The organism is Methanolapillus africanus, from assembly GCF_032714475.1.
GTDB lineage: Archaea > Halobacteriota > Methanosarcinia > Methanosarcinales > Methanosarcinaceae > Methanolapillus > Methanolapillus africanus.
The window spans coordinates 15,869-27,667 of the sequence record NZ_JAWDKD010000018.1 but is presented as its reverse complement, the minus strand read 5'-3'; the positions used below and the strand labels follow the sequence as shown (position 1 = coordinate 27,667).

The following is an 11,799-nucleotide window of genomic DNA, read 5'->3' as shown; positions in this document are numbered from 1 at the left end:
CAAATGTATGTGAGGTGACCGAAATGACCGGTAAATTAGAGGCAACCCGAGAAAAGATGAGACTCATTGACCGAGAGATCATGGATTTAATTGAAATGAGAACAAATTTGGCCAGCGAGATTCTGTCGTCCAAAAAAGAAATGAACAAGCCGATTCGAGATGAAGAGCAAATGCAAAAAGTGCTCGACCGGGCCTCCAGCCTTGCTGTTGAAAAAAATCTGGACGTCGACTCCGTCCGGCAAATCTTTGAGATTTTGATTCAAATGAGCATTGAAAAACAAAACGAATACAGCGGACATATGAACGTCATTTAATGGCGTTGTCTTTGTATTCATTCATTTTTTTATTTATTTCCCTTTTTTGTTTCTTTTTTTGGCGAGCGGCTGCGCGCGCGTTATAGCGACCATTTTTATTTTGCGTTTTTAGAAATTGTTCTTCCATTTATTTTGAATCAAAAGAACCGCCCCATAATTTTTTTTCAAAATCAAGCAAACCATCCCGCAAATTCTGACGCAAAAATTCCGTCGCTTCGCTAGGAATTTTTCAAAAGCGGTGGGAGTCTGATTCTAAAAATTCGCTGCGTGAACGGCTCCCTTCGCGTAAAGTTTGGTGTTGCTTGTTCAAACTTCCCGTGCAAACCAACCCGCAAAATCAGACGCTTTGCGTCTGTATTTTGCGGAATCCCATTAGTAAGATACATTTTCAGTAGCAGATTGCACCCACAGGTGACTATTTTTAGATTTCAGTTCGCATCTGCAGTTTACTATTTTTAGATTTCAGTTTACAGCTGCAGTTCACTATTTTAAAATTCCAATTTGCACCTACAGTTGACTGTTTTTAGATTGCAGTTTGCACCTGCTGTTTCCAACAATACACATATTTCCTGATCCAATTTGCACCTATTGTTTGTATTTCCAATCTATCTTGTTAAAATAATCCGCTTAAACAGACGCGAAACGCGTCTGTTTAAGCTGGACGGCTTTCATGGAAAAGAAATGAAAAATAAAGAACGGAAAAACAGAAACTAAAACTGAAACTAAAACTGAAACTGAAAACTGAAATAGTGAACTGAAAGCTGAAAAATATCAATTTATGATTTCCGTCACCATAATTTTTAATAGATAAATTCGGAATGATATTTATGGAAAATTTAATCGAAATCCGCGACAAACTGTCAACATTATCTGTTCTTCAGGAAAAAATGGAAATCATTGACAACAACATCGCCGCGGATGAAAAAACCGTCGATAAACTTCTTCGGAAATACGAAAAAGAAAAACGCGACGTCGTCCAAATTCAAAAGAAATCGTTGTCGTCTTTCGCGCTGAAAATGACCGGAAAACATGATGAGAAAGTCGAAAAGGAAATTCAAGGCGAAATCAGCGCCAAGCTGAACTATGATAAAGCGGCGGCTGATTTGAAGCTTTTGAAAACCAAAAAGAATGACCTGGCCGAACGAATTCTGGAATTGCTCCAAATGTCGCAGCAATATGAAACCGCTCTTGAAAAACGCCGAAAATATCTTGACGGAAATTTATCCGTGCCGGACGGACTCAGGTATTTGAAACTGGAATCGGAACGGGATTTTCTCGCACGCCAAAAAACGGAAGTCGCGGAAGCGATTTATGCAGCGTCGGTTGCCCGTGAAGCGGCGGAAGACGTTAAAGTCTCGCTCACAAAAGCCGAAGGCTGGGCGGCTGTCGATATGTGGGCCGGCTTGAACATCATATCTTTTGCAAAATATCCGCACGTCAACGCCGCTGAAGATAAACTTGTCCGGCTGAATGCCAAATTGAAATTTCTGGAACTGGAACTCAAAGACGTGAGCCAAATTTGTGATTTTGATTTGGTCAAAATAACCGGATTCGAACGCGTTATCGACTTTTGGTTTGACAACTTTTTCACAGATTACTTCATCCGAAAACAAATCCGCGGAAATCTGAATGAAATCAAGAGGTTGATTTCGTATTTAATTAAAATTAAAGAACTTCTGACCGAAAAAGGGTCTGAATTGGACGCAAAACTGGAAGAAAATAAAAAAGCGCAAGAGGACTTTTTGGTTTCTATTCATATCATTTGAAAAGTGCACCCACTTTTGAATCAAAAAGAAAATGCGTGCCGTAACGCGCGCGCCCGATGCCGCCAAAAAAAACAAAAAACAAAAAACAGAAAAAAAGTAAATAAAGAAAAAAATAGAAAAAAGAATTTTTAAAAATCAGTAGCCGAACGGATTCGGCTCTTCAAACTCTTTTTCCGGAAGCGGAATCATACTGAGAAGCTGTTGAACCAATTCATCAATACCGTCGCCGGTTTTTGTTGAAATGTACGTGTCAACCTCATCGACTTTTCTAAACTCGTCGCGGTCGGATTTGTTGCCGACGATGATCGACGGCAGCGTAAACCGCGCCTGGATTTCTTTGGCGAGCTTGATCTGGTCTTTGATTTCGTAACCGCAGCTTTCGCTCGGATCGATCAAAATCATCACAATGGCATCCAGCCGGCGCAATGCCGTAATCGCCTGAAGCTCAATATCGTTTCTCTCCGACATCGGGCGGTCCAAAAGGCCGGGCGTGTCAATCACTTGATAGCGGACGTGGTTCACAATCATGTGGCCGATCAGAATGCCTTTGGTGGTGAACGGATAGGGCGCAATTTCGGGCGTCGCGTTCGTCACATAAGAAACGAAACTCGATTTTCCGACGTTTGGGTAGCCGGCAATGATAATCGTCGGCTCTTCGCGGATGTCCGGCAAATCCTTCAAGATGTTGCGGGTTTCACCGAGAAGTTTCAAATCCGGCTCAATCGAATAAATAATGGAACTGATGCGGCCGAACGCTTCTTTGCGGACGTCGCCGGGCGCCGAGTTGCCGCGGATTTTGCCGACATATTCGCGCGACATCGAGTGAATTTTCGAAGACGCCCAGTCGATCCGGGACAGCGATTTTTTAATCTTGTCGACGCCGACCAAAATGTCGGCCATGTCATAATAGAAAGAGGAAAGCGATTCAAAATTCGGGAACATGCGGGCCGTGTTGGATAAATTGTCCGTCAAAATGTTGGCGGCCGTCAAAAGCATCGCTTCGTTCGCTTCACAGCGGGAAGTCGGGCCGTCAATCTTTTTGCCGGCCATGGTACGCGTCGAGCGCCGGAACGCTTTGTCCAAAAGCTCCTCAGACGTCGGAATTGTTTTTATTTTCTCAAAAATCATACTAAAACCCCGGATAAATATCAATAAGAATCCGAGAAAGAATCCAAAAGAACGGATTGATCGAAAATTCAAAATTGAAATAAATGGATTAAATGAACCGATACAGGAACAAATGACATATAAGCCTTTCTTAAGTCTTTGTTTTATGGATTCAATCAACCGACTAATCCGCATTTCAATGAACGTTCTGATTCGGCGTCAATTATTTTCAATTGCAGTTAATATATTTTTGATTTACATTCTATTTTTTTCAATTAATCTTTAAATATTTGACTCCAATCCACTTTCAATGATTTGTCATTTTTAACAGGCTCCGTTTTTTTCGGATTATTTGCTTTTCAGGATCAAAAGACATCTTGAGATCCGCGGACAAATCTTCATAAAATCCGTTTCAAAGCATATCTATATAAATAATTATGACAATTAAAGCGATTGTTAATCATTAATTTAATAAACAAAAATCTCATTTCTACAAATTTCTTAATTTTTATAATTTTATTGTCAACCGGTGATAAAATGGATTTAACAACTATTCAAAAAGACATTATTGCGGCGTTAATCAACATCCAGCGGCAGAAAGAATCTGCGGTTAAAGGCGAAGAAATCGCTGAACTCATCCACAGAAACCCCGGCACCATCCGAAACCAAATGCAGCTTTTAAAAGCGCTCGGCCTTGTCGAAGGCGTTCCGGGTCCGAAAGGCGGCTACCGCCCGACCGGCGAAGCGTACCAGGTCCTCAACATTGAGGTCATGGAAGAAGAAACAAACGTCCCGGTTTACAGAAACGGCTCCCTTGTGAACAACGCCACAACCGCCGAAATCTCTTTTACCACCGTCCGCAACCCCGATATCTGCAAAGGCATCATTAAAATCATCGGCAACGTCAAAAGTTTCAACGCCGGCGACAAAATTCAAGTCGGACCGACCCCGGTCAACCGCCTCACCGTCTGCGGCGATGTTTACGGCCGCGACGACAGCAACAACCTCATTCTCATCGACATCACGGAACTCGTGTCCCTGCCGCAAAAACACGTGAAAAATTACATGAAACCGCTTTCCGCCGCGATTAACTTAAACGCGGACCTTCAAGAAGCGTCCAAACACTTTATGTCCAAAAACCTTCACGGCGCCGCCGTCGAAGACAAAGGAAAAATCGTCGGCGTGATCACCACATCCGACGTGACGCGCTCGGTCGCCTCCGGCAAGCTGGACGTCAAAGTGAAAGACGTCATGACCAAAGAACTCATCACGGTCGACGGCGAAACCCAACTTTACGACGTTGTCAAACTGTTTTACAAATACAACATCGGACAATTGGTTGTGACGGTTGACGGCGCGCCCAAAGGCATTTTGTCCAAAACAGACGTTTTGAACGAACTCGCCATGTACTGATTTAAAAAAAATTGAATAAGGCGTCGCCTTATTCAAAACCATTCTTTTTAAAAAACGTCTTTTCCACAAATATTATTTTTGTATTTTCAATGACGATGAACCGTCAAATTTTTTGAGCGCAGCGCTTCTTCTCTGAAAATCGGAATTTCCGACGTTTCGATGACATGATTCAATATGTCAAGACTTTTCGGAAGCGGAAACGCCGACAAACAAATCATTAATTTCCACTGAATAAGATCATTGTCCGAAAATTTCGTCAACGCCGACAAAACCGCATCCAGGTTTTCGGGCGTTGCCGACTGCGGATTGTAAAAAACCAAAAAACCGATAGCGTCCAAAACTTCCGATACCGCAGACGCGTCTCCCGACATTAAAACATCCAACAGCACCGGCAAAACCGAAGCGTCCATTTTTCCCAAACTTCTGGCAATAATATCACGCGGCAACGGATAACTTTTCTTTTTGGAAACAGAATCCGGCAAAGCCGTATACTGATTTTGTCCGATTTTGCCCAAATAAGCCGTCATTTTTTTCGCAGTGCTGCAGCCGCCCTTTTCAAGAACACTGCAGATTTCGATTTTTGTGTAAAGGCTGTTTTCCACACTCAGCCGCTGCAAAATCAAATCCGTCAAATATTCCGGATCGATATCTTTTCTTTCGCTCAGCAAATGAACAGCCGCCGAACGTTCTGCCGGCATACAAGAATTAATTTTTTCGAAAAGAAGAGAAGAATCTAAAGAAGAAAGGGCGTCAAGATCCGCTTGTTCATATTTGCCCCGTTTTCGGAGATCCTCAGCACTGCTCTTCATTTCAGATCATTTCCGGTTCATTTCAAATCATTTTCTGATAACAGAATCATCCGGCACCATTCCATCAATCGCTCAAAATAAGCATCCGGATTTTCATCAATATCATTTTGATATTTTTCCCAATTTAAACTGATTTCCATCAACGTTTTTTCATCACCGTGAAGACGTTCAACCAACGATGTTTTGGTTGGGCAGTAAACGCCGGTACGCAAATATTCCAAAAGGCGTGCGGTGAAGAAAACGGATTTATAAAGCGGTTTTAAGTCTTCGGTTCTCCGGCATTCGTTACCGAATAAATATAAGTGGCAGACCGCATGGTACAAATTCGCCGCCGAGATGTTGACATTTTGTTGAATATCGTTTTTCCCGTAAGCCGGAAGCAAACAATTGAGGTCGCCGAAATATCCGTCCGTATCCTGCAAAAGCGGAAAAATCTCATGCAACGGCCAGTTGAGAAGTTCATCGGCGCCGCAAATGAAACCACATGCCTTTTCGGATTCCGGCATCGTTTTGATGATGGATTGGTAGACTTTCAAATCGCTGACGGATAACTGATCCAAAACAACCACGACATCAAAGTCGCTTGTCTCATTTTCTTCATTTCTTTGATAACTGCCTTGCAAACCAACGAACAACAGCCGGTTTTGAAAGACCGGTTTCATTTTTTCGATGATATCTGACATCCATAATTCTTTATTGATCATATGAATCATTGTTTTTAAAAAATAAGACGATTTTTAATATTACATTTGAGTTGAGGAGTTACATTGGCAGATAAAATCCATAATCATCTGATTCACCACATCACATTTTTGAGAAGCAACATGTGGAAAATGTCCGCAGTCTTCAATCAATCGGCATGAAAATGAGCTGATATTTTGGCTGAGCCTTTCAACCTCATAGTCCTTCACCATCGCGTCCCTGCTGCCGTAAATCAATAAAAACGGCGCGGTGATTTTTTTGAAATCGTCATCGGTAAAATCAGGATACGTGTAACAATTGGCGAGCGATTGGTTAAAAAGCGTCTGCCAGTTGCCGCCGTGAGCCGCAAAATGCTCTTTTTGAATCGTTTCAACAAGATTCCCGTATTTGACCATGTCGATGCTTTCGGGATTGAAGCGTTCCATGTACGTGATCACGCTGTCGTTAACAGCGCCCGCCGAACTGATGGAAACGATGGAGCTGACGCGTTTCGGATAATTGACGGCGCAGTACATTGCCACATCGGCGCCCATGCTGTGTCCGACGATATGGGCTTTGGGGAGATCCAAGGCATTCATCAACTCAATCACGTCGTCGGCCAACAGTTCCGACGTCCAGCAAAGATCCGTGCACGACGTGTTGCCGTGACCGCGTAAATCCGGGCAGATGCACCGGTTCGACGGCTGAAACGCTTGAATTTGCGCCGCAAATGTCGGTGCCCCTCTCGTCAGGCTGCCGTGAAGAAAAATAATCGGTTCGCCGGAACCGGTATCTTCATAATACATATTCAAATCATTGCAAATCAGATGAGGCATACAAACTTCCTATCCGGAGATGATATTTATAAATTGCTTATCGTTCTTCCAATTCTTTTTTGATCAATGCCGACGCAATTTGAAACGCCTTAATCCGGCGGACGAGCAGCGTGTGTTGAGACGTTCCCGGTTTCAATTTCGGCTGCACTTTCTCACATTTGCCAATGGTGGAATCAATTGCCAGAAGTGCTTCTTCCAATTCTTCTTTTGTATAATCCGTCATAAAAATCAACCGATAAATTTTCTGCCGCCAATTATAAATTCTGAATGTATAAATAAAATGACACTTGAAGGCAAAACAATAAGAGAAGAAAGAGAGAAAGAAAAAGAGAGAATGTTATGATTCAGGACATTGCGCCGCACAGATTCAATAATCAATACTGTCCTCAGCCGCCGACAGCCGAAAGCTGCGGATTGTGTTATGACAAAAATACCATTCTTGTCCGAAAAAACGAAGACGGAACGTTTGATTTGCCGACATTCCAAGAGCTGGAAGCAGAGAATGCGGACATTTATCAAATTTACAATCAACTCTACACCTATCTGTTTTCGATTGACGATCAAACCTTCTATTTAATGAATCAGATCAAGCCGCCGGAAGGCTTTACGTGGGAACCGATCCATCACACGATGGCGATTGAGCCCCATCATTTATCGTTTGCCGCCGTCACCGGATATCAGTTGTATAACTGGTACGAATGCCGGAAATATTGCGGCCGGTGCGGTGCAGTGATGCTGAAAAACGGAAAATCCCGATCCCTTTCCTGCCCGTCCTGCCAACAAACCGAATATCCGAAAATCGCGCCGGCCGTCATTGTCGGCGTCACGAACGGCAACCGGTTGTTGCTCGCGAAATACCCGCGGTTTGACCGCTATGCGCTGATCGCCGGATTTGCGGAAATCGGCGAAACCTTTGAAGAAACGGTTGAGCGCGAGGTCATGGAAGAAGCTGGGCTGAAAGTCAAGAACATTCGCTATTACAAAAGCCAGCCGTGGTCGCTTTCGGATAATTTGCTCGCCGGATTTTTCTGCGACGTTGACGCGGAAAATTCGGATCCGAATAAAATCGTGATTGATGCCAGTGAACTGCTGAGTGCCGAATGGTTTGAAAGAGAAGATATTCCGGTTCGAGAGGATCCGAACGGCAGTTTGACATTTGAGATGATGTACCGGTTTAAAATCGGGAAGATATGAAAATCAATATCAAGGTTCTGTGGTTCTAAAAATATACCAATTTAAATGACATCATATTTTTAAAATATCGACAGCATTTCCATGATTTTCGATAATTTCTTTTAAATCTGATGGAGAAAGCCAAACCGTCGCTGTATTTTCGTTTGGATGGATGGCAACAAGACGAAATGCCATGACATCGGAATCAATCAAAACATGAACCTGCCGTTTGGCATCGTTCAATATTCCAAAAGGCGTCACTGAACCTTTTTTTAATTGAAGAAAACGGAATAAATCCTCTTCTGACGCAAAACTCAAAGGACGCGAACCCAGCAATCCGCTTAATTCTTTTAAATTAATTGTTCGATCCTTGCGGGCGACCAGCAGATAATAGTTTTTCTTTTTGTCGTCTCGAAGAAAAAGATTTTTAACAATGGCGTCGGCGTCAGGCAATCCAAGGCTGTCGATTTCTTCGACCGTATTCGCCGGCGGATGTTCCATGAATCTGTATTTTATCTGCAAATGGTTCAGCAGATCTATAATTTCTAATTGATTCATGCACTTCACCAACACTTTCTTTCAACGGCTGACAATTTGTCAGCAATCAAATCACACTTTCATTATTCAAATACTTTCAATTTCAGTTGCTGACAATTTGTCAGCAACTGATTTTCATCATCTCAGATTGCTGTTTTTCATAATTACATCGGCTTTAAGTTTTGATTCAGCCGATCAATCATCCATGCCAACCGTTTTTCCCGCCCAGCGTCTGTTTTTGCATCCAAATACGCCCGTGTGTAAGTCTTTTTGACGGAAGGCGACATGGCCTCGAAATTTGTATAAGCCGGCTCGTGTCCTTTTAACAATTCTGACAAAACAGTGATTTGTTCTTCTGTGATGCCCGGAGCTTTTGGAGCGTCCCACTGACCATTTTTCTTGGCTTCTTCAATCTTTTGCCGGCCGTAATCGGTCATTTTTCCCTGTTTTTCCAGCTGCTCGACCAACGTCTTATTTTTCTCCGACCACTTGCTGTTGGCTCGGCGGAGGGAGAAGTATTTTTGATAGGTTTTGTCGTCAATGCTTTGCATTTGTCCATCAATCCAGCCGAAGCAGAGAGCTTCTTCCAAAGCCTCGCCGGCCTTGATTGTTTTGGGACCGCCGGGTTTACCGAAAAGCAACCAAACGCCGTCGCTGCTCGCGGCATTCATTTTCAGCCATGCGCGGAATGCTGCCCGATTGGGGAACTCCAAAATATCACTCATGTTCATTCCGGTTTCTATTTCTGCTTATCCATGTCATTTCCAGTTCGATTTCACCTGTTTTTTCATCGGTTTGTTCATGGTTGATGACAAAACCCTCACGAAGATAAAAATGAACAGCATGCTCATTCTTCTTGTAAACATGCAAAATCAGGTTTGAGTTCTCTGCTTTTGCATGATCCAATAATTTTTTCCCGATGCCCTTGGATTGGAATTGTTGAGAAACAAACATTCCGGCGATATACGCGTTCATTAAGCCGATAAACCCTTGAACAACATTATTTTCTTCATAGATGTAAAGGGTTGCATCCGGCAACATTTCTTTCACAGAATCATAGTTGTTTCGCCAGTAATCCGCATTTATGAAAGAATGGGCAGAAACGTTTGTTTCCAACCATAATTTCATGATGAGATCCGCATCTTGAACTTTAAACGGCCGAATCATAAAATTCCTCGCGATATGAAAACGATTCGAAATATGTTTAAGTGCGGGAGACGGGATTCGAACCCGCGAACCTCTACAGGACAGGGTCCTAAGCCCTGCGCCTTTGACCGGCTTGGCAACCCCCGCATGTGAAAATAAAAACAAAATGAAAACAAAGAGAATAGAATTAAAACATATAAACGTCACAAAAAATAAAAATAGAACGGAAAGAAGATCCGTTCTTTTCGATTTTTTCTTTAAAAAATGCACATTGGATTTGATTCCGGCAACCGGCACACGCCGCAAAACCCGCCGTCGGTTTTCATCACTTCTTCAATGCAGCCGGCTTTTCCGTGATTTCTTTTTCCGTCAAATAACAGGCCGGATCGTCGCCCCAAACGTTTCCGGAAACCGCTTCCGCGCGGACTCTGAAGTTGCCGTTGCAAACGTCAATCCATTGGCAGCGGGCGCATTTGGGTGCGTTTTGCATCAAAAGTTCTTTCCGGTTTTTGAGGCCTTTCATGAGCGGGTCCGACGTATCGGTCCAAATTTCCGAAAACTTGCGTTCGCGAACGTTGCCGAGTGTGTAGTGGCGCCAGAACTGGTCCGGATGAACGCTGCCGTCCCAAGAGACGCAGCCGATGCCGATGCCGGTCGAGTTGCCTTGGTTCATTTGGAGAAGCTCGTAAACGTCGGCGGCGCGTTCCGGATTTTCTTCGAGAAGCCGGAGATAAATGTAAGGCGCGTCGCAGTGGTTGTCCACCGTCAGCACTTCGGCCGGGAAGCCGCGGGCGTGAAGGTCGGCGGTTTTTTCCATAATGAGATCGACGGCCGCACGGGATTCTTCAAGCGTCAGGTCTTCTTCGACCATCGTGCTGCCGCGTCCGGAATAAACCAAATGGTAGAAACAAATTCGGGGGATTTTTTCCTTTTCTAAAAAGTCAAAAATCGCCGGAATTTCGGTCACGTTGTGTTTGTTAATCGTAAACCGGAGACCGACTTTGATGCCTTCTTCCTGGCAGTTTTTAAGTCCCTGCAAAGCGTCCGCAAAGGCGCCTTTATGTCCGCGGAAAAGGTCGTTAACGTCTTCCATGCCGTCAAATGAAATGCCGACGTAGGAAAGTCCGACTTCTTTGAGCTGCTTCGCTTTTTCTTTCGTGATGAGCGTCCCGTTGGTTGAAATAACGGCGCGCATCCCTTTTTCTTTGGCGTATTTGGCCAGTTCCACCAGGTCTTTGCGGAGAAGCGGTTCGCCGCCGGAAAAGAGCATCACCGGGCTGCCGAACTCAGCTAAATCGTCAATCAGCGCTTTGCCTTCTTCCGTCGTCAGTTCATCCTGACCAACAACTTCCGGGTCGACCGCATGCGCATAGCAGTGCACGCATTTTAAATTACACCGTTTTGTCATGTTCCAAACAACGACCGGTTTTTTGTCGGCCGAAAACTGAAGCAAATGCGACGGTAAGCGTTTTGAGTCGCGGTTGTACCGCAGAGCGTCAGACGGCTCCACAGTTCCGCAGTATAATTTTGAAATACCAATCATAGCCGTAACCTTATAACCATTATCAATAAAAGCCTTTCTATAATAGTAGGAATTATTATGAATAAGAATAGAAATGTCCTCTGCAAACTTTTTATTATTTTAATCAAATACCTATCCTCTTTTGTTTCAACTTCCCGTGCAAACCAACCCGCAAAATCAGACGCTTTGCGTCTGTATTTTGCGGATTCCGATCAGTAAGATGCATTGATTTGAAAATTCAGATTACACCTACTGTTCACTATTTTTAAATTTCAGATTGTACCTACAGTTGACTATTTATTAGATTTCAGTTTGTACCTACGGGTGACTATTTTTAGATTTCAGTTTGCACCTGCTGTTTCTAACAATACAGTTGTTTCCTGATCCGGTTTGCATCTACGTTTCCAACTAATTGTATCTGTTCAGCGGTATCCGTAAAATACAAACGCTATCGCGTTTGATTTTACGGGATGGTTTGCTTGAAATTTTCAAAAC

The 11,799-nt window shown here is 43.5% G+C and carries 14 protein-coding genes and 1 tRNA gene; 4 read left to right on the top strand and 11 right to left on the bottom strand.

Going from position 1 to position 11,799, the window contains the following annotated elements; genetic code table 11:
- Positions 1-23: 23 nt before the first annotated feature.
- The gene (locus MsAg5_RS04630; protein ID WP_338099451.1) at positions 24-314 is read left to right on the top strand and encodes a chorismate mutase; all 291 of its coding nucleotides are present in this window, start codon (positions 24-26) and stop codon (positions 312-314) included.
- On the opposite strand, the gene MsAg5_RS04625 is transcribed toward MsAg5_RS04630, so the two are convergent.
- Complete coding sequence (locus tag MsAg5_RS04625) at positions 307-441, bottom strand: hypothetical protein (protein ID WP_338099450.1); 135 nt, start codon at positions 439-441, stop codon at positions 307-309. The genes MsAg5_RS04630 and MsAg5_RS04625 overlap by 8 nt on opposite strands.
- A 700-nt stretch (positions 442-1,141) precedes the next feature.
- On the opposite strand from MsAg5_RS04625, the gene MsAg5_RS04620 reads away from it, so the two are divergent.
- On the top strand, positions 1,142-2,080 hold the full coding sequence (locus MsAg5_RS04620; RefSeq protein WP_338099449.1) for a hypothetical protein: 939 nt from the start codon (positions 1,142-1,144) through the stop codon (positions 2,078-2,080).
- 135 nt (positions 2,081-2,215) lie between these two features.
- Here MsAg5_RS04620 and MsAg5_RS04615 read toward each other — a convergent pair whose 3' ends face one another.
- Positions 2,216-3,208 carry an NOG1 family protein gene (locus tag MsAg5_RS04615; protein WP_338099448.1) on the bottom strand — a complete coding sequence of 331 codons (993 nt, stop codon included), beginning with the start codon at positions 3,206-3,208 and terminating at the stop codon, positions 2,216-2,218.
- Positions 3,209-3,724: 516 nt separating this feature from the next.
- On the opposite strand from MsAg5_RS04615, the gene MsAg5_RS04610 reads away from it, so the two are divergent.
- The gene (locus MsAg5_RS04610; RefSeq protein ID WP_338099447.1) at positions 3,725-4,600 is read left to right on the top strand and encodes a CBS domain-containing protein; all 876 of its coding nucleotides are present in this window, start codon (positions 3,725-3,727) and stop codon (positions 4,598-4,600) included.
- 86 nt (positions 4,601-4,686) lie between these two features.
- Here the strand turns inward: MsAg5_RS04610 and MsAg5_RS04605 are convergent, their stop codons facing one another.
- The 4 genes from MsAg5_RS04605 to MsAg5_RS04590 form a co-directional block, all read right to left on the bottom strand.
- Positions 4,687-5,298: a hypothetical protein gene (locus tag MsAg5_RS04605; RefSeq protein ID WP_338099446.1), complete on the bottom strand. Its 612-nt coding sequence runs from the start codon at positions 5,296-5,298 to the stop codon at positions 4,687-4,689.
- Positions 5,299-5,426: 128 nt separating this feature from the next.
- A complete protein-coding gene (locus MsAg5_RS04600; RefSeq protein WP_338099445.1) occupies positions 5,427-6,092 on the bottom strand; it encodes a nucleotidyltransferase domain-containing protein in 666 nt (221 codons plus the stop codon).
- 60 nt (positions 6,093-6,152) lie between these two features.
- Positions 6,153-6,896 carry an alpha/beta fold hydrolase gene (locus MsAg5_RS04595; RefSeq protein WP_338099444.1) on the bottom strand — a complete coding sequence of 248 codons (744 nt, stop codon included), beginning with the start codon at positions 6,894-6,896 and terminating at the stop codon, positions 6,153-6,155.
- A gap of 67 nt (positions 6,897-6,963) precedes the next feature.
- Positions 6,964-7,149 carry a hypothetical protein gene (locus tag MsAg5_RS04590; RefSeq protein WP_338099443.1) on the bottom strand — a complete coding sequence of 62 codons (186 nt, stop codon included), beginning with the start codon at positions 7,147-7,149 and terminating at the stop codon, positions 6,964-6,966.
- Between the two features lie 116 nt (positions 7,150-7,265).
- Between MsAg5_RS04590 and nudC the strand changes: the two genes are divergently transcribed.
- Positions 7,266-8,120, top strand: coding sequence for an NAD(+) diphosphatase (gene nudC, locus MsAg5_RS04585; RefSeq protein ID WP_338099442.1), 855 nt, complete (start codon positions 7,266-7,268; stop codon positions 8,118-8,120).
- 51 nt (positions 8,121-8,171) lie between these two features.
- Here nudC and MsAg5_RS04580 read toward each other — a convergent pair whose 3' ends face one another.
- From MsAg5_RS04580 to ahbC, 5 genes are all read right to left on the bottom strand, one after another.
- Positions 8,172-8,657 (bottom strand): prolyl-tRNA synthetase associated domain-containing protein, encoded by a 486-nt coding sequence (locus MsAg5_RS04580; protein ID WP_338099441.1) that lies wholly within the window; start codon positions 8,655-8,657, stop codon positions 8,172-8,174.
- Positions 8,658-8,800: 143 nt separating this feature from the next.
- Complete coding sequence (locus MsAg5_RS04575; RefSeq protein WP_338099440.1) at positions 8,801-9,361, bottom strand: YdeI/OmpD-associated family protein; 561 nt, start codon at positions 9,359-9,361, stop codon at positions 8,801-8,803.
- A complete protein-coding gene (locus MsAg5_RS04570) occupies positions 9,354-9,803 on the bottom strand; it encodes an N-acetyltransferase (protein WP_338099439.1) in 450 nt (149 codons plus the stop codon). The genes MsAg5_RS04575 and MsAg5_RS04570 overlap by 8 nt, the downstream gene beginning before the upstream one ends.
- Positions 9,804-9,845: 42 nt before the next feature.
- Positions 9,846-9,929 (bottom strand) — tRNA-Leu (locus MsAg5_RS04565).
- A 178-nt stretch (positions 9,930-10,107) separates the two neighbouring features.
- Complete coding sequence (ahbC, locus tag MsAg5_RS04560) at positions 10,108-11,325, bottom strand: 12,18-didecarboxysiroheme deacetylase (protein ID WP_338099438.1); 1,218 nt, start codon at positions 11,323-11,325, stop codon at positions 10,108-10,110.
- Positions 11,326-11,799 lie beyond the last annotated feature (474 nt).